Origin of the sequence: Streptomyces sp. SID12488 (assembly GCF_010548275.1) — a bacterium.
Taxonomy (GTDB): domain Bacteria; phylum Actinomycetota; class Actinomycetes; order Streptomycetales; family Streptomycetaceae; genus Streptomyces.
In genome coordinates, this window is the sequence record NZ_JAAGLT010000004.1 from 86,763 (window position 1) to 104,400 (window position 17,638).

Below are 17,638 nucleotides of genomic sequence, written 5' to 3' on the forward strand. Positions count from 1 at the left end.
CCCCCTGTCACCGCGCGCCGTCGCCGCTCTACCATCGGCTTATCCGTAGCAGGCTCCCCTCCGTTTCTGCCCGACGGCTCGTCAGCATGCCGAGCCCCAAGCCCTACGGAGCATCGGGGGATGCACATGAACAGCGTTCCGCAGCACCTGTTGAACGAGGACCGCCAGGAATACGAGCGGATCCTCGATGAGGCGCTGCGCTCCGCCCCACACCGCCCGGAACTGGCCGCCGCCGGTCAGCGTCTGAACCCCGAACAACTGCGCACCATGGCACTCAACGCCACCGCGCTCATCACGGTCGCCGCGGCGGCCGAATACCAGCACTACGTGAAGGTCCGCGACGAACTGCGCCACCCGGCGCCGGCCGCTCCGTCCTCATTCCACGAATCCGGCTCCACCGAGCCGGGCACGGGCGGGATGGGGCTCGCCGGCCTGGGCGAGGTCGCCGCCGAGACCGCCGGGGCGGGCGCCGTCGCCGTCGTCGCGGTCCTGGCTCCCGTCCTCGCGGGCACGGCCGCGGCGATCTTCCTGCTCGTGGGCTACATCCTCAAGATGCTCGACCCCGAGCCGGCGTTCGCCCGGACCATGCTCACCACCGGATGGGTGTTCGGTGCGGTGACCGCGGCAGCGATACTCGTCGCTGCGGTCGGCCTGCTCCTCACCGCCCTGCGCAACAGCCCGGATGCGGAGGAGACCGGGGCGTACGGCGAACTGACCGGGGAGGTCGCGCAGGCCAGGGACGCCTGGCGCGAGGCCCTGCTGGAGCGCGGCATCATGCCGTTCCTCCGCGACGCCCTTGCCGATCCCGGTACGGCGGCCATGAACCGCAAACCGGCCCCGGAACCCACCACCAGTCGCATGCCCCGACTCGGCTACAACCGACCCGGCTTCAGCAGTCCCGATGACGGCGCGACGACGGGCCACCGCCCCAGCTTCTCGAGCCCGGACTTCAGCAGCCCGGACTTCGGAGGCCCGGACCACCCGCCGGAGTGACCGGCCGGTCCGGACGCGGGGCCCATGACTCAGGTGGAGCGGGCGGCTACTGGAGCCGCCTGACCACCTGGGCTTCCACACGCTCCACCGGCGTACGGCCATGCACATGGACCAGGGCCAGGTGGTACAGGGCCGGGGCGACCGGTGCCCACCGGTGGATCCGGTCGGCGTGCAGCATGTACCGGACGACGTCGGCCGACCGGAACGGCACATAGTCGATCGTCCGGTGCTCCCGGCGGTCGGCCGCACCTCGGCTCATCCGAGCCTGCAGACCCTCGCGGGTGATGTCCTTGAGCCGGGCGTGGAAGTGCGCACTCCACTGCCGCCGTTCCACGTCGACGACGAAGGCCGGCAGCACGAGGGAGTACTCGTGGGGCTCCGGCGAGAGCTCCTCGCGCATACCGCGGCGGGCCACCGCGTGCAGCTCCGGCGCGCTTCGGCCGGCGGAGTCGACGTGGCGTGACATCCCTTCGTTGACGGACGAGTTCCACAACCCCTGGCCCGTCCGGACCCGGTTGCTGCGCCGGCTGACGACCAGCATGTCGTCGGCCGTCACCACAGCGATGTTCATCCCGACGCCGCACTGGAGGAACGCGGGCGCGACCAGTGGATCGTCCGGGTCGAGGTGGCGGCTGCGAGGTGTCGTGCCGTCCGGCAGCCGGCGGTCGAGCTGCTGGGTGGCGAGGAACGTGTAGGAGCGGTGGGACGCAGGCGTATGTGGACCTCCGGATGCTCGGCCAGGGGCGTGCGGGAGATGTCGAACGACTCGACGTGTAGCGGGGGCCGTTCCACACAGGTGTCCGCCCCTCCGCCCGCAGCCGCTCGTTCTCCACCTCGATCTCGTCCCGCCAGCCGGCCATCTCCGCGGGGAGCGTGACCTCCTTGTCGAGCACATGCACGTGCACGTCCTCGGGGGCGATCGCCACATCACCGTCCCCCTTCGGCGATCAGCGCGGAGGTGTGCAGCGGCCCGAGGGAGAACGTCTGCCCCGCCCATGGCACGGAGTTAGACAGAACGATCAAGGAACGGAGGTTCTTGTCCCTGCCGTTACCGCTCGTCCCGGGAAAATCGGATCACATGATGCCCGCCTGGCCGGCGGCAGTGATCCAGGTCGGGAACTCGGAGAGGAGCCGGTCGTACAGCTCCTGGTCAGGGACGGTGCTGACGTCGTCCACGGCGAAGAATCCGACGTTGTCCACGCGCCGGCCGGGCAGGGTGTCGAAGCGTTCCAGCACTCCGTAGTTGGCCCGTCCCAGCCCCACGAACTGCCAGAAGATCGGTTCCTCGACGGCTTCCCGCAGCTCTCGCTCGATCACGGCGTCGCGATAGACGCCCCCATCGGAGAAGAACAGCACCAGGGTGGGGGCGGCAGCGGGATTTTCCCGGACATACGTACGAACTTGAGCGATCGCCTTCTGTTCTTCGTTCTGGATGCCGACCGTCCGCATGTCGACCTGACCGGATTCCAGGCCCCTGGCGGGCTTCTTGCTGCGACGGAAGAGGCTGATCTGTCCCACCCGGACGTGCAGTCGCAGCCATTCCGGAAGATCCCCGAGTCGCAGATCAGGGAGGCGTGCCGCGTTCGAAGCGAACGTCCAGGCCTGCATGTCACCGTCGTCGTCCAGCTGCGCGGCAACCGCTGCCATACGCTCCACGACATCGGCGACGACGCCCTTGGAGTAGAGAAAGGACATGGATCCGGAGGCGTCGAGGACCAGGATGACGCGCGCGGTCACCCCGGTTGCTCCATGCTTCCTCAGACTGACCGCCACCTGTTCCTTGCGCAGAGACAGCCGCTTGCGCATGTCTACGGGCAACTGCTCTTCGCCCTTACGGAGGCGCGGGCCGGCAGATTCTGCGGCCGGGGCCGGGGCCGGCGATGCCGGAACCGGTGTCGCCGGGAACGCGGACGGATCCGAGGGCGCATCGTCAACGGTGATGCCGAAGTCGGTGGCCAGCCCGGCGAGCCCGGAGGCATAGCCCTGACCGATTGCGCGGAACTTCCACTGCCCTGCCCGTAGATACAGTTCGCCACCGATGAACGCGGTCTCCGGCCCGGCCTCCATGGGAAACCGTGCGATCTCGGTCCGCGTCCCGGCGTCCAGTAGCTGCAGAGTCAGCCCGGGCACCTGCCCGAACGTTCCCCCGTCGGCCGAAGCGCACAGCACGACCCGCTCGACGGCGGGGTCGAGCAAGCGCAGATCCACCTCGACCGTGTCGGTGAGGACACCGCCGACATTCTGCTTTCCCAGGTGGGTGACCGCGTTCGACGCATGGTGCGGCTGGTTGTAGAAGACGAAGTCACCGTCGTCGCGCACGCGTCCGGCACCGGTGAGCAGCAAGGCCGAGGCATCGACGTCGGGCACGTCAGGCTTTTCCTGCCAGACGAACTCGACGCGTACCGCAGGAGAATCGACGGGAAGGTTCGCGCCCTTGCTCAGTGCTCTCGCTGTCATGGGGGCAGTCTGCCCGCCTGGGGAGCAGGAGGGCAGCCTTGCCGTGGTCCCGAGGGGAGCGATGCCCGTGAGCGCCGGGGCATCGCTCCCCGGTTCTCATTCCGCGAGCGGGAGGTAGACCCGGTTTCCACTCGCCGCGAACTCCTTCGACTTCTGGAGCATCCCCTCGGCGACCTCCTCGGCCGTCGCTCCCGCAGCCGCCGTACCGCCGAACCGCTCCGTGATGCTCTGGCTGATCTTCATCGAGCAGAACTTCGGCCCGCACATCGAGCAGAAGTGGGCCGTCTTGGCGGGCTCGGCCGGCAGGGTCTCGTCGTGGAACTCCCGCGCCGTGTCCGGGTCGAGAGCCAGGTTGAACTGGTCCTCCCACCGGAACTCGAAGCGGGCGTCGGAGAGCGCGTCATCCCAGTCCTGCGCACCTGGGTGCCCCTTGGCGAGGTCGGCTGCGTGGGCGGCGATCTTGTAGGTGATGACGCCGGTCTTGACGTCGTCACGATTGGGCAGACCCAAGTGCTCCTTGGGTGTGACGTAGCAGAGCATGGCCGTGCCCCACCAGGCGATCATCGCGGCACCGATGCCGGAAGTGATGTGGTCGTACGCCGGCGCGACGTCCGTCGTCAGCGGGCCGAGCGTATAGAACGGAGCTTCATCACAGATCTCCTGCTGCAGGTCGATGTTCTCCTTGATCTTGTGCATCGGAACATGTCCCGGGCCTTCGATCATCGTCTGTACATGGAAACGCTTCGCGATCTTGTTGAGTTCCCCGAGCGTCCGCAGCTCCGCGAACTGTGCCTGGTCATTGGCGTCCGCGATCGATCCGGGCCGCAGACCGTCACCGAGGGAGTAGGTGACGTCGTATGCGGCGAGAATCTCGCACAGTTCTTCGAAGTTCTCGTACAGGAAAGACTCCTTGTGGTGCGCCAGGCACCATGCCGCCATGATCGATCCACCGCGCGAGACGATGCCGGTCTTGCGGTTCGCGGTGAGCGGTACGTACGCGAGGCGGACGCCCGCGTGCACCGTCATGTAGTCCACGCCCTGCTCGGCCTGTTCGAGGACCGTGTCCTTGTAGATCTCCCAGGTCAGTTCCTCGGCCCTGCCGTCCACCTTCTCCAACGCCTGGTAGAGCGGCACCGTGCCGATGGGAACGGGGGAGTTGCGCAGGACCCATTCACGGGTGGTGTGGATATTGCGGCCGGTGGACAGGTCCATGACCGTGTCGGCGCCCCACCGCGTCGCCCAGGTCATCTTCTCGACCTCTTCCTCGATGGAGGAAGTGACCGCGGAGTTGCCGATGTTGGCGTTGACCTTCACCAGGAACCGCTTGCCGATGATCATCGGCTCGATCTCCGGGTGGTTGACGTTCGCGGGCAGTACCGCACGTCCGGCGGCGATCTCCTCACGGACCACCTCGGCGTCCACATGCTCCCGGATGGCGACGAACTCCATCTCGGGCGTGATCTCCCCGCGGCGGGCGTACGCGAGTTGCGTCACCGCCTGCCCGTTCCGGCTCCGGCGTGGCTGCCGGGGCCTCCCCGGGAACACCGCGTCGAGGTTCCTGAGCCCGCCGCGCGGCGAGGTGTGCTTGATCCCGTCGTCCTCCGGACGGATGGGGCGGCCCGCATACTCCTCGGTGTCGCCTCGGGCGATGATCCAGTTGTCACGCAGCGGCGCGAGCCCCCTGCGGACGTCGGTGTCGGTCTGCGGATCGGTGTACGGACCCGATGTGTCGTAGAGGGTGACCGACTTCCCGTTGGTGAGGTGCACCTGACGGACCGGCACTCGCAGGTCGGGGCGTGAGCCGCCGACATACCCCTTGTGCCAGCCGACGGACTTCCCGGCCTCCTGGGACCGGTCGCCCTGGATGGGCTGTTCGTCCTGGTTGGAGGCAGGCGTGCGTGTGTCCTTGTTGGTCATGAGACCTACTCCCTACGCCGGCATTACCCGGTAACAGGTTCAGCGGTCGACGCAGCGGATTCCGTCTGTCGATGTTTCATGTGAAACATCACTCGTTCCACATGTTCCACGTGAAACATCGCTAAGACGGAGGTCAGCGCCCTCTCAGCCCGGTGCTCCGAGCTCCCGCGTGTGCAAAGGTGCCTCCACGCTAGCGTCAATTTGGGCGAGGTGAACAGAGGGCCCCTGACGTTCTTGCGATGATCGGGCGGTGACCACGACGCAAGGACCCCCATACCCGTCCTCCGAGCCACCGCGCGGAAGCGGTACCGGGCCGGGCAGCGGAACCGGCGACAGCACCGGCCCGCAGCGCAGGTTCCGGCTGGGCGACGGCCCTGGCGGTCCCGGTGGACCCGGCGGTGTGCTCGGAGCCAGAACGGGAGGCGCCGGCGGAGCAACCGGACCGAGTGACGGTCCCGGATACGGACCCGGTCAGAGGGTCGAGCGCAGCTATGGGCCGGGGGTCGGTCAGGGCGGGCGAACAGGCCCGGGCGGCCAAGACCCTGGGTTCGGTGCCGAGGGGCCCGGGACCGGCCAGTTCGGCCCGATTCCCGTATCCGAAGGCGGGCGGGGTCCCGGCCCCGGAGCGGGCGGCGGGCACGATCACGGCTCCGGTCCGGGGCACGGCACGGGCCCTGGGCACGGAAACGGACCCGGTGGGAGGTCTCGCGGCGGTCCCGGTGGCAGTGGCGGGCATGGCCCCGGACCGGGGGGCGGGCAGGGGGGCGGACACGGACCTGGGCCCGATGACGCCCACGGACCCGATGACCACAGCGGTCACTCGCACGGCCACAGTCACAGCCATGGCCCGGCGGCCCCTGTCTCCGTCCACCTGCGGAAGATCATCGGGGCGATTCTGATCCCCTTCGCCGTTGCGGTCGTGGTCGGGCTCGCGGTGCTGTGGCCCGGAGGCGCCCCGGCGCACCAGCGCACCGGCGTCGGCTTCGACCGGCAGACCCAGGAGGCCACAGTCACCAAGGTCGTCGCGGTGGACTGCAAGTCCGTCAACGCCTCGGGGGAGACCCCGACCGGCGACACGTCCACCGCCGAGGGTTCCTCGGCACAGCAACAGGCGACCGGCGACTGCAAGCGGGCGACGATCCGGGTCGACACCGGTGACGACAAGGGCCGTACGTTCACGGAGATCGTCCAGCCGGACCAGTCACGGCAGTTGCACCAGGACGAGAAGGTCGTCGTGGCCTACGAGCCCTCGGCACCGAAGGACCTGCAGTACTCGGTCGCCGACGTCAACCGCAGGTTCCCCATGGCCCTGCTGGCCGGCATCTTCGCACTCGCCGTCGTGGTCGTCGGACGCATGCGCGGTGTGATGGCGCTGATCGCACTGGCCGTCAGCTTCATGATCCTGACCTTCTTCATCCTGCCGGCGGTCCTCCAGGGCTCGAATCCGCTGGTCGTGGCGGTGGTCGGGGCCAGCGCCATCATGCTGATCGCGCTCTACATGTGCCACGGCCTCTCGGCCCGTACGTCCGTGGCGGTGCTCGGCACCCTGATCTCGTTGGTGCTGATCGGCATCCTCGGCTCGCTGTTCATCGGCTGGGCCGCACTGACCGGCAACACCGACGACAGCACGGGCCTGATTCATGGCCTGTATCCGTCCATCGACATGAGTGGTCTGCTGCTCGCGGGCGTCATCATCGGTTCGCTCGGCGTCCTGGACGATGTGACGGTGACGCAGACATCGGCGGTCTGGGAACTCCACGAGGCGAATCCGACGATGGGATGGCGCGGGCTGTACCGGGCCGGCATCCGCATCGGCCGCGACCACATCGCGTCCGTCGTCAACACTCTCGTCCTCGCCTACGCGGGCGCCGCGTTGCCGCTACTGCTGCTCTTCTCGATCGCGCAGAGCAGCGTCGGGGCCGTCGCCAACAGTGAACTCGTCGCGGAGGAGATCCTGCGGACCCTGGTGGGCTCGATCGGTCTGGTCGCGTCCGTGCCGGTGACCACGCTCCTGGCCGCTCTGATGGTCTCGGCCGACCGCCCGGGCACGGCACCGCCGGCCGCAGGAGCGGCAGCGGGGGCTGGACCGGGAACAGGCACTGCGGCAGCAGGGACAGGGGCGGAGGCGGCGACCCAGGCAGCCCCGGCCCGTGCCGGGAAGGGCCGTCGCCGCAAGCACTGACGGAGGCTGGGCACTGGCTCCGTCAGCGCTTGCGGCGAAGCAGGGCTGCGCGCGAAGTACGGCTGTAAGGCTTCTCCTCACGCCGAGGAGAAGCGTTACAGCACTGTCGGGAGCTCCGGCATGATTCCGCTCACCCCGCGCTCTGTTCCTCCGCCAGAATGCGGTCCAGCGCCTCATCGAGGTGAGCGTCGAAGTCGGCGAGGGAACGCTCCTGCCCCAGCGGCACGAGCTTGTCCGTGCGGTCGAGGAAGGCCACCAGCGGCGCCGCACCGGAGCGGAACAGCGCCTGATCGGCGCCGACCTGCAGCCGGATCAGCACCTCGCCCAGGACATCGCTGTCGGCGGGCGAGATCCGCACATCCCCGTCCCCGCAGGGCCGTCCCACGCCGTCGATCAGCAGCTCGCGTCCGAAGGCCCAGGTCACCGGTGCGTCGCCGGGAAGATGGAAGGTCAGCCGGACGGCATACGGATCACGGGTCTCGTAGCGCAGCTCCACCGGAATGCGGAAGGAGAGCTCCTCCGAGACAAGAAAGCTCATCATGACTTCTGCCTGCACCGACTCGCGCATCGCCTAACCCCGTCAGTTGCCGTGGACTGGCCTGTAATCATCGCTCTGATACTGCTCGAATCTTGCTGAAAGTACACGGTGAATCACAAGGAGTGAGTTTTCAGATACTGATAGAGATCGCGAGGGACCCCAGCAGTCTTCCGACCTCTGCCTGCAACTGCTGTGCTGCAACTAGCAGTCGATCGGCCTGATGAGAAGGGAGAGAAATGGCCAATGTGGCAGCGGTGGAGCCGATGGTGATCGGAACCGCCGCACAGACCGTCCCCAGCGCGTACTCCTGCCGCTCCACGACCAGTTCCATCCGCCGCATCCGGTCAAGACGGCGCAGCAGTGTGTGGCTGTCACGCACCGTGTAGGGGGTGACAGCCTGTACGGGGTGCCGGTCGAGGTGGTCCCGGCGGCACTGCTCGTCCAACTGGGAGAGCAGGCACTGTCCGATGGCGTGCGCGTGGCCGGTCTCCCGGAAGTCCGCCCACTCCTCGACCGCCGGGTTGCCGGGGGTGTCGGAGACGCACATGACCTCGATCTCACCGTCGCGGTACACCGCGTAGTACACGGGCACGCCAATCGCGTCCCGCCAGTGCGCGAGCGCGTCCACCACCGTGCTGCGACGTTTCTGCCTCGCACCGCTGCTGCCCAGCCGCTCGGCCGCCTCACCGAGGAAGAACAGCCCTTTCTCGCGCCGCAGATAGCCCTCGAAGACGAGCGTCCGCAGCAGGTGGTAGGCGGTCGGGAGGGCGAGGCCGGTCTCGCGGGCCAGTTGCTTGGCCGGTGCGCCGTGCTCGTGCGCGGCGACGGATTCCAGCAGACGCATCGCTCGTTGTACGGAGCCGATGAGGGTCGCCGTCGGATGCGATTCGCCGGGCGGCACGGTGACGAGGGCGGGCACGGGGGCCGACACGGATCTCTCGGTGAGTCGGTCGCGATTCCTCGGGGAGGGCGCGGTCCGCTGTTCGGGCCGGCGCTGTACGGGTGGAGCCTGTGGTTCCGCTGGTGCGGTGTCGACCATGGCGAGGGTCACTCTCGAGGGCGAGGGAGGGCTGCCCGTACGGAAGCGCACGGGAGGAGGGGGTACGCCGTCCGCGAGGGTTGTCCCCGCGTCGAATTCCGGACTCTAACCGCCTGTCACCGCGTGCAGACGGCCCGTACGGGAAACTTCCCCCGCCCGAGGGAACCGGTGTTTTCTGTTACCGGCGCCCGCGCCGTCGCGCCCACCGGCTCCCGTGCCCCCCTCGCCCCACAGCTCTCACCAGTCGCTGCGCGACGACGAACTCGACATGAACTTCCGTACGACGTAGATGAGTCCGCCGACCAGGGCGACGAAGACCAGCGCCTTGAAGAGCAGGCCGATGACGAACCCGACGACGGTCGCTATCAGCCCACCGAACACGACGAGGGCGATGACCGGCACCGCGACCCACTTCACCCACCACGGCATTCCCGCGAAGATCTCTCGCATCGCCCTTTTCCTTACTTCTCGGCCCGTCGCATCCGCCGGGGCCTGTGCCCTTCGCTCGTGCCGGGACATTCGATGTTCCGCCTTCGATGCTAGGGCCGACAGGAGGCCCGGCGGGGGCCTCGCATCCCTTGTCCTCCCCTGATCCATCCCCTAGGGAACCCTGAGGCAGCGGGTCAGCTCTCAGGCGGAGAGAAGACCACCATGACCCGCAGATCCTCGCTGATGTGGTGGAACTTGTGGGCCACCCCGGCCGGCACGTACACGACGCTGCCGCGTGCCACCTGGGTCGTCTCCATGCCGACCGTGATCGCGGCCCGCCCGCTCACCACGAAGTACACCTCGTCCTGACGATGAGGCTGCTGCGGGTCCTGCTCGCCCGCGTCCAGTGCGTACAGGCCGACCGACATGTTCCGTTCGCGCAGGAACTGCAGGTAGGCACCGTCGTTGGCGGCACGTTCCGCCTCCAGTTCATCCAACCGGAATGCCTTCATCGCCCTCGCCCACGCTCGTAACCGATCTCTTCTGCCACGATCAGACACATGAAGAATTTCGTAGTCAAGACACTCGCCAACGCGGGTGCCCTCGGCGTGGCCGTGTGGGTCCTCGACAAGATCACCCTGACCGGTGACAGCACGGGCAAGAAGATCGGCACGCTGATCGTCGTCGCCCTCCTGTTCGGTCTGGTGAACTTTCTGGTCAAGCCACTCGTGCAGGTGCTCACCTTCCCGCTGTTCCTCCTCACGCTCGGCCTGATCACCCTCGTGGTCAACGCCCTGATGCTGCTGCTCACCTCGTGGCTGGCCGACAAGTTCGACCTGAGCTTCCACGTCGAGGGCTTCTGGACGGCCGTCCTGGGCGGCCTGATCATCTCGGTCGTCTCCTGGGCGCTGCACATCGTCCTTCCCGACGAGGACTGAGGACGCCCGATGCCTTACCGCGTCTGTTTCGTCTGCACGGGCAACATCTGCCGCTCCCCGATGGCGGAGTCCGTCTTCCGCGCGCGCGTGGAGGAGGCCGGGCTGGCCGGCCTGGTCGAGGTCGACAGTGCGGGCACAGGCGGCTGGCACGAGGGCGACGCCGCCGACCCGCGCACGGTCTCCGTGCTGGAGGCGGCCGGTTACGAAGGCGATCACGCGGCCCGCCAGTTCCGGGCCGCGTGGTTCGCCCGCCTCGACCTCGTCGTCGCCCTGGACGCAGGCCATCTGAAGGCCCTGCGCCGTCTGGCGCCCACTCCGCAGGACACGGAGAAGGTCCGCCTGCTGCGCTCGTACGATCTCGCCGCGGGCACCGATCTGGACGTCCCTGACCCGTACTACGGAGGTATGGACGGCTTCGAGGAGTGCCTTGAGATGGTGGAGGCGGCAAGCGTGGGCCTGCTCGCCGCGGTACGGACAGAATGGGAAGGACGAGCGGCATGACTGATTCGGCTGCGAACGAGAGTTCGAGCGTTCACGCGAACCCGGCTATGGGCGACGGCACGCGCGCGGTACGGGCAGGACTGCCCGAGCCGGTCAAGCACGCGCCCGCCCTCCCCGGCCCGGTGTTCGCGGCCCACTACCACCTGCCGGGTGACCCCACCGGCCCGTACACCTACGGCCGTGACGAGAACCCGACCTGGACGCTGCTGGAGCGCGCCATCGGTGAGCTGGAGGCGCCGGAGCGGGAAGGCGTCGAGACGCTCGTCTTCGCCTCCGGAATGGCAGCCGTCTCGTCGGTGCTCTTCTCCCAGCTGCGCACCGGGGATTCCGTCGTCCTGCCCGTCGACGGCTACCAGGCGCTGCCCCTGGTGCGGGCCCAGCTGGAGGCGTACGGCATCGAGGTGCGCACCGCTCCGACCGGTGGCAACGCTCAGCTCGACGTTCTCGACGGCGCGCGGCTGCTGTGGATCGAGACCCCGTCGAACCCCGGGCTCGACGTGTGCGACGTACGACGGCTCGCCGAAGCGGCACACGCGCGTGGCTGTCTCGTGGCCGTCGACAACACCCTGGCGACACCGCTCGGCCAGCGCCCGCTGGAGCTGGGCGCCGACTTCTCCGTGGCCAGTGGAACCAAGCAGCTCACCGGGCACGGCGACGTACTGCTCGGTTACGTCACCGGTGCGGACGCCTCCGCGATGGCCGCCGTACGTCGGTGGCGCAAGATCGCCGGGGCAGTTCCCGGGCCCATGGAGGCCTGGCTCGCGCATCGGTCGATCGCCACCCTCCCCTTGCGTGTCGACCGGCAGGACACCACCGCGCTGGCTCTCGCCGAGTCTCTGCGCGGGCGGCCCGAGGTAACCGGGCTGCGTTATCCGGGGCTGCCGGAGGATCCCTCGCACAAGATCGCTTCGCGGCAGATGCGGCGCTATGGGTGTGTGGTTTCCTTCGTGCTGCCCACGCGCGCGCGTGCCGACCGTTTTCTCGACGCGCTGCGGCTCGTGGACGACGCCACGAGCTTCGGTGGGGTCCGGTCCACGGCCGAACGGCGCGGCCGGTGGGGCGGGGACGCCGTGCCGGAGGGCTTCATTCGCTTCTCGGTCGGCGCCGAGGACCCGGAAGACCTGGTCGCGGATGTGCTGCGCGCGCTGGAGGAGTCGACGGATTGACCGGTGCGCAGGGGCCAAGAGGTACTCCGCCACGCCTGGTGGCGGTCCGAGCCTCCCCCCTCGTGGCTCGGACCGCCGCGGTTCCATGCGCGAAGAACCGCGCGCACAAGGCTAGTTGACTCTGTGTCAGTGTCCAATCACCGTAGCGACAGGGTCCTATCGACTTATTTATAGTTGGACAGGGCCGGGAGGTCGAAAGAAGGGCACAGAAGGGGGAGCGCGTAATGGACCTGGCCCTGCTGCGCACCTTCGTGACCGTCCACCGAGCCGGCTCCTTCACTCGTGCCGCCGCCCTGCTCGGCCTCTCGCAGCCTGCTGTCACCTCGCAGATCCGCACCCTGGAACGACAGCTGGGGCGCCCTCTGTTCCTGCGTCAGGCCCGTGGAGTGACCCCCACGACCATCGGCGACGAGCTCGCACACAAGGCCGCACCGCATCTCGACGCGCTCGTGGAGATCACCGAGACCGGGCTGGACGAGGACTCCTCCGTACGCACGCTGCACCTCGCCGGGCCACCGGAGTTCACCGCGGAACGCGCGCTGCCCGCGCTTACCGAGCTGACCGGGGACGACAGCCAGGGCTTCGCCCTTCGCGTCTCGTTCGGCAGTGCCGAGGAAACCCTGGAGGGCCTGTCCGCCGGGCATCATGATCTGGCCATCACGACGACCCGTCCGCGCGGCACCCTGCTCACGGCGACTGCGCTCTGCGACGAGGAGCACGTCCTGGTCGCCGCTCCACGCTGGGCCGCCGAAATCGACACCGAAAAACTGCGCCACCAGGGGACGTCCGCCCTGCAGAACCTCCCCCTGCTGGAGGTCCACGAGTCGCTGCCACTCGTCGCCCGCTACTGGGCCTCCGTCTTCGGCTCCCACCCCGCCGCCTCGGGCACCGTCATCGTGCCCGACCTGCGCGCGGTACTCGCTTGCGCCGCCGCGGGTGCGGGACTCGCGGTACTACCCCGGTATCTGTGCGCGCCCGCGCTGGAGCACGGTGAGGTGGTTGCTCTGCTCGATCCGGCTGTGCCTCCGCTGCGGACGTATTTCCTGGTGGTTCGCACCGGCACGCTGGCGATGCCGCACATCACACGGGCGCACGAATGGCTCCAGCACGCGGCGGCCGACTGGGGCTGAGCATCCGTAGGGCCTGGGACCCCTCTGCGGCCCTCTCCGATGTTTCACGTGAAACAGGCATTTCACCTCGTGCGATCCACCCTCTTTGCTTCAACGAGAACACTTCGTGGAGGTCCGACATGTTTCACGTGGAACCAGCCGGGCCACATTCCTCCCATGACCGTCCGACCCGTGGTCAAGCGCACCGCACGCGCCATCCTGCTCGATGGCGACGATCTGATCCTCATCAAGCGGACCAAGCCGAGCGTCGATCCCTACTGGCTCACTCCAGGTGGCGGCGTCGAACCGGACGACACGACCGTCGTCGACGCCCTGCACCGTGAAGTACACGAAGAGCTGGGAGCCAAGATCACCGACGTGGTGCCCTGCTTCGTGGACACCGTCGAGCACATCGGCGCGGACGGCGGCGCTACGGGCGTGAAAGTGCAGCACTTCTTCGTGTGCCGTCTGGAGACCATGGACCCCGCGCTGCGACACGGCCCCGAAGTCGACGAGCCCTGCGGCGAGTACGAGATCGTGCGCATCCCCTTCACCCGGGTCGGCATCGCATCCGTCCATCTCGTGCCGCTGTCGCTGCGCCACTATCTGGACGGGAACATCGAGGGCGTGCGGGCGATGCACGCGCCCGACCTGGGCTGACACCACACAGTGGGTCAGTTCCCGGTGACGGCCAGTTCCTCCACCGAGTCGTGGCGGATCCGCTCCGCGGGGAAACCGGTGCGCAGCAGCGCGTCCACACCGCTGCGGATCATCCCGGGCGGGCCCGACAGATAGGCGTCGTACTCGTACCAGGGCCCGTACTCCCGTACGGCGTCGGGGAGCTGCAGATGCGTCTGCTGGTCTATGACCGCGCGGACCGCCAGCCAGGAGTGGCTCTGCTGGAGCCGCAGCATGGCGTCGATGTCGTACAGGTCGAGATCGGTACGGGCGCCGTAGAAGACCTCGACCCGCCGCCGGTCACCGTGCTCGGCGACGTCCTCGACCAGTGCCTTGATGGGCGCGATGCCGGTGCCGCCGCCCAGACAGAGCAGCCCGCCGTCGGTGGTGTGGTCGACGGTCATCGTGCCGGCTGGCGGGCCGAGCCGGACGATGTCGCCGGGCCGGGCACGGTGCACCAGTGCGTTGGAGACCCAGCCCGCGGGCACCGCCTTCACATGGAACGACAGCAGACCGTCGGAGCGGGGCGCCGAGGCGAAGGAGTAGTGCCGCCAGATGCGGGGCCACCACGGCGTCTCCAGGCTCGTGTACTGCCCGGCGAGGAACGGGTACGGCTGGTCGGGCCGGACGGTGATGACGGCGATGTCCGGGGTTCTGAGGTCGTGCGAGACCACCTCCGCGTACCACCAGGCAGGAGCGCGCAGTTCGTCGACGGCCGCAGCGTCGATCATCACCTGCGACATCGTCGTGTACGCCCGTATCCACGCCGCCTCGGTCTCCTGGTTCCAGATCGCGGCGGCGTAGCGGCTCAGCGAGCCGATGAGGCACTCGCCGACGGCCGGGTAGTGCTCGGGCCGGGTGCCGTACTTGCGGTGGCCGCGGCCGAGGTTCTTCAGATACGCGACGAGGACCTCGGTGTTGTCGATGTGCTCGGCTGCGGTGAGCAGCGCCTTGAGCAGCCGGTCCCGCTGGGTGTCCATCGCGGCCGGGAAAAGTGAGCGCAGTTCGGGATGACGAACGAAGAGGAGCGCGTAGAAGTACGAGGTGGCCTTGTCGGCGACAGGACCGACCACTTCCATGGTCCGCCGGATGAGCACTGCGTCCGGAGACGCCTGCTGGAGCGGTTCGGAGTACGACACGGGAGGTGTGCGGGGAGCCTCGGAGGTGGTGGCCGCGCGGGCCGGCACAGGGTGGAGGGGTGGCGCGGGGGGAGCAGAGGGAGCGGGCTCGGGTGCCCCCGCCGACGTGTCGGAAGCCGGCGGTACGGAAGCCGGGGTCACCGGGGCGAAGGGCGGGCGAACCGGGGCCTCGGAGACCGAGGGCGCGGGAGTGAAGGGCGCGGGAAGCGGTGACGCGGGAGCGAGGGGCAGGGGAGGCAAGGGCGCAGGAGTGGGCGCCGGAGGGGTCGCCGAGGGCTCAGGGGGCGGGGGCGCGGGTATTCGTTCTCGCGCCGTCGGAGGCTCGGCCCCAGCCGGACGGGCATCGGCATCCGGCGAGAAGCCCGGGGCGGCGCCCGGAGTAGGCCTGCCCACGGGACGCAGCGCGGCCAGCCGATTGCCTTCCGTTGCCTCCTGCTCGCCGCCCGGGGGTGCCTCCGGCTGCTTGTGCGGCTTGAACCAGCCGCCTCCGCCGCTGCCGCCGGTAGTGCCGTTGTCGGCCGACGTGGTGGTCGGAGCGTCCATGGTCTGCCTCGCCTCGAACATCTTTCGGTCGGTCTGCGCATTTCCTGGGTCGGAATATGCTCGCGTTCCCCCGCTGACGGCTGGTTTCCCCGTTCGCCCCCCTGTCCAATGCGGCCACATCCAACCCGGACCTCCGTCGTGTAACCGGAAATGTGAGTCTTCGATCTCTCCGTCCCGTTAGGCTGCATTGCCCTGCTCTTGCCTCGTGCGCGGGATACGCACCCCCGCTCGGACAGGAACCGGAGTCGACCATACCGGCCGTTGCCGAGCGCACAAGTCCCGCCCTTATTCACCGCTGACGAGCAAGGGGGCGAACCATCGATTCCCTCAACTACCGGGCGCCGCACACCAATTCATAGGCATCCCACAAATCCTGCCCCGCGTAGGTGTGCGTCGCGAGGCCCGCCAGATGACGATCGGCGTTGACCGCGACGGAGACCGGTACCGCCGCGAAGAGCTCCGCGTCGGAGAGCGAATCGCCGTACGCGACACAGTCCGCCCGGGTCAGCCCGAACTGCCCGCAGAGCCGGTCCGCGATCTCCACCTTGGCCGCGGGTGTCAGGATTCCGGTGGGATCCAGCGGTTCCGTGAAGGGCACCGCCGGGAAGCGCGAGCCAAGCGCCGCATGCGCGCCCCACCCCTCAGCCGTTCGACGAAGAACGAGGGCGACAGAGAGACAACGGCGCAGTACTCCCCTCGGTCCCGGATCGCATCCCATGTCTCCCTGATCCGGCGCAGCCAGGGCGCTTCCGCGAAGGCCGCGTCGACATGGGCCACAGTCAGCTCCGCCCATAGGAGGTGCACGCGCCGCGCGTACTCCGCAGGCTCGACACGCCGTGTCACGAAGTCCCGCTCCAGCTCGGCGATTTCGCGGTCGAGGCCGAGTTGCCGGGATATCTCGACAGGGGCGGCAGAGCCGTGCAGCAGTGTTCCGTCGAGGTCGAAGAGATGCAGACGCGTCATGAGTGCCGACGCTAGGGCCTGTCGCCCGACGACCGTTGCTCGACGTTTCACGTGAAACATCTGTCCACGCGCTGTACGGACCGGCGCGACATGGCCAAAAGAGCATGTGGCCGACCACAAACAGGTGGACGCAGGGGGTGCCGGTCGGACAGCCTGACCTGCGTGCCGATTCCTTCCCCCGCTGATCTGCCCATCCGCCGTCTGACGCATCGCGATCTCACTGCCTGCGCCGACTTGTCCGAGGACCGGGCTTGGCCCCGCGAGGAGCACAAGTGGGGTCTCCTGCTCACAGCCGGGAAGGGCTACGGGATCGACGACCCCGGCGGCGGACTCGTCGCCGCATGCGTCGTCACCGAGTACGGACCGTATGGCAACCCCGAGTTGGGGGCCATCGGCATGGTGCTGGTCGCCGAGCGGCATGCCCGCCAGGGCCTCGGGCGGCGGCTGATGCGGCACGTCGTCGCCGCGATGGGCACCACGCCACTGACGCTGTACGCGACCCCGAACGGCCGCCCGCTCTACGAAGAACTCGGCTTCAAGGTCATCGGCAGGTCCGAGACGTTGCGCGGTCACTTCACGTTTGACGAACCGGAGCCCGAAGTCGGCACGCGCGCGGCCACGGCCGAGGATCTCGCCGGAATCATCCGGCTCGACGAGGAGGTGTTCGGCATCGACCGCACCCCCGTCATCACCCGGCTGCCCGCTTTCTCCGACCAGTTGCGCGTCGCCGAGGAGAACGGCCGGATCATCGGCTACGCGGCGGCCTGGCCCAACATGGACACCCATGTCGTCGGCCCGTTGATCGCCCGCGACACGGAGACGGCGAAAGCCCTTCTCGCCTCCCTCGCCGTGCGCACCGACCGTCCGCTGCGCACGGACATCGACGTGAGACACGAGAAACTGCTGGCCTGGGTGAAGGAGCGCGGGCTGGCGGCGGTGGGCCTCAACGCGGTGATGACGTACGGAATCCCCGAACTGCCGGGTGACTGGACGCGGCGGTTCGCGCCTCTGACGGTGGCCGCGGGCTGAGGGTCTGCGGCAATCGA

At 68.5% G+C, this 17,638-nt stretch carries 16 protein-coding genes, 1 pseudogene and 1 riboswitch; of the genes and pseudogenes, 8 read left to right on the forward strand and 9 right to left on the reverse strand.

All coding sequences use genetic code 11. The annotated features are described in order from the left end of the window. The first annotated feature begins 120 nt into the window (after window positions 1-120). A complete protein-coding gene (locus tag G3I56_RS08535) occupies window positions 121-993 on the forward strand; it encodes a hypothetical protein (RefSeq protein WP_164408293.1) in 873 nt (290 codons plus the stop codon). Between the two features lie 46 nt (window positions 994-1,039). On the opposite strand, the gene G3I56_RS43670 is transcribed toward G3I56_RS08535, so the two are convergent. From G3I56_RS43670 to thiC, 3 genes are all read right to left on the reverse strand, one after another. Then, window positions 1,040-1,564, reverse strand: coding sequence for a hypothetical protein (locus tag G3I56_RS43670; RefSeq protein ID WP_239134781.1), 525 nt, complete (start codon window positions 1,562-1,564; stop codon window positions 1,040-1,042). Between the two features lie 503 nt (window positions 1,565-2,067). Further along, on the reverse strand, window positions 2,068-3,450 hold the full coding sequence (locus G3I56_RS08545; protein WP_164408294.1) for a VWA domain-containing protein: 1,383 nt from the start codon (window positions 3,448-3,450) through the stop codon (window positions 2,068-2,070). Between the two features lie 96 nt (window positions 3,451-3,546). Continuing rightward, entirely contained in the window at window positions 3,547-5,367 is a 1,821-nt protein-coding gene (thiC, locus tag G3I56_RS08550; RefSeq protein ID WP_164408295.1) for a phosphomethylpyrimidine synthase ThiC, read from the reverse strand. After that, window positions 5,360-5,546: riboswitch (TPP riboswitch) on the reverse strand. (Overlaps the previous gene by 8 nt.) A 407-nt stretch (window positions 5,547-5,953) precedes the next feature. On the opposite strand from thiC, the gene G3I56_RS08555 reads away from it, so the two are divergent. Continuing rightward, window positions 5,954-7,549, forward strand: coding sequence for a YibE/F family protein (locus G3I56_RS08555; RefSeq protein ID WP_164408510.1), 1,596 nt, complete (start codon window positions 5,954-5,956; stop codon window positions 7,547-7,549). A 130-nt stretch (window positions 7,550-7,679) separates the two neighbouring features. Here the strand turns inward: G3I56_RS08555 and G3I56_RS08560 are convergent, their stop codons facing one another. The 4 genes from G3I56_RS08560 to G3I56_RS08575 all read right to left on the reverse strand — a co-directional run bounded on the left by G3I56_RS08560 (window position 7,680) and on the right by G3I56_RS08575 (window position 10,067). Then, a complete protein-coding gene (locus tag G3I56_RS08560; RefSeq protein ID WP_164408296.1) occupies window positions 7,680-8,117 on the reverse strand; it encodes an SsgA family sporulation/cell division regulator in 438 nt (145 codons plus the stop codon). Between the two features lie 100 nt (window positions 8,118-8,217). Then, window positions 8,218-9,126: an IclR family transcriptional regulator C-terminal domain-containing protein gene (locus tag G3I56_RS08565; protein ID WP_239134782.1), complete on the reverse strand. Its 909-nt coding sequence runs from the start codon at window positions 9,124-9,126 to the stop codon at window positions 8,218-8,220. Window positions 9,127-9,363: 237 nt separating this feature from the next. Next, window positions 9,364-9,576, reverse strand: a complete 213-nt coding sequence (locus G3I56_RS08570) for a DUF5326 family protein (protein ID WP_006373816.1) — start codon at window positions 9,574-9,576, stop codon at window positions 9,364-9,366. 173 nt (window positions 9,577-9,749) lie between these two features. Beyond that, on the reverse strand, window positions 9,750-10,067 hold the full coding sequence (locus G3I56_RS08575) for a cupin domain-containing protein (RefSeq protein ID WP_164408297.1): 318 nt from the start codon (window positions 10,065-10,067) through the stop codon (window positions 9,750-9,752). Window positions 10,068-10,115: 48 nt separating this feature from the next. Between G3I56_RS08575 and G3I56_RS08580 the strand changes: the two genes are divergently transcribed. The 5 genes from G3I56_RS08580 (at window position 10,116) to G3I56_RS08600 (ending at window position 13,929) form a co-directional block, all read left to right on the forward strand. Continuing rightward, window positions 10,116-10,493 carry a phage holin family protein gene (locus G3I56_RS08580; protein WP_164408298.1) on the forward strand — a complete coding sequence of 126 codons (378 nt, stop codon included), beginning with the start codon at window positions 10,116-10,118 and terminating at the stop codon, window positions 10,491-10,493. Between the two features lie 9 nt (window positions 10,494-10,502). Further along, the gene (locus tag G3I56_RS08585) at window positions 10,503-10,994 is read left to right on the forward strand and encodes a low molecular weight protein-tyrosine-phosphatase (protein ID WP_164408299.1); all 492 of its coding nucleotides are present in this window, start codon (window positions 10,503-10,505) and stop codon (window positions 10,992-10,994) included. Next, window positions 10,991-12,160 carry a cystathionine gamma-lyase gene (locus G3I56_RS08590; RefSeq protein ID WP_164408300.1) on the forward strand — a complete coding sequence of 390 codons (1,170 nt, stop codon included), beginning with the start codon at window positions 10,991-10,993 and terminating at the stop codon, window positions 12,158-12,160. Before G3I56_RS08585 ends, G3I56_RS08590 begins: the two co-directional genes overlap by 4 nt. A 224-nt stretch (window positions 12,161-12,384) precedes the next feature. Beyond that, entirely contained in the window at window positions 12,385-13,290 is a 906-nt protein-coding gene (locus G3I56_RS08595) for a LysR family transcriptional regulator (protein ID WP_164408301.1), read from the forward strand. Between the two features lie 156 nt (window positions 13,291-13,446). After that, window positions 13,447-13,929, forward strand: coding sequence for an NUDIX hydrolase (locus G3I56_RS08600; protein ID WP_164315909.1), 483 nt, complete (start codon window positions 13,447-13,449; stop codon window positions 13,927-13,929). 14 nt (window positions 13,930-13,943) lie between these two features. Here G3I56_RS08600 and G3I56_RS08605 read toward each other — a convergent pair whose 3' ends face one another. Both G3I56_RS08605 and G3I56_RS08610 read right to left on the reverse strand, forming a co-directional pair. Continuing rightward, window positions 13,944-15,629 carry a globin domain-containing protein gene (locus tag G3I56_RS08605; protein ID WP_203689476.1) on the reverse strand — a complete coding sequence of 562 codons (1,686 nt, stop codon included), beginning with the start codon at window positions 15,627-15,629 and terminating at the stop codon, window positions 13,944-13,946. 331 nt (window positions 15,630-15,960) lie between these two features. After that, a pseudogene (locus G3I56_RS08610) lies at window positions 15,961-16,592 on the reverse strand (HAD-IB family phosphatase). A gap of 162 nt (window positions 16,593-16,754) precedes the next feature. Between G3I56_RS08610 and G3I56_RS08615 the strand changes: the two are divergent. Beyond that, entirely contained in the window at window positions 16,755-17,621 is an 867-nt protein-coding gene (locus G3I56_RS08615; protein ID WP_164408302.1) for a GNAT family N-acetyltransferase, read from the forward strand. The last annotated feature ends 17 nt before the right edge of the window (window positions 17,622-17,638 follow it).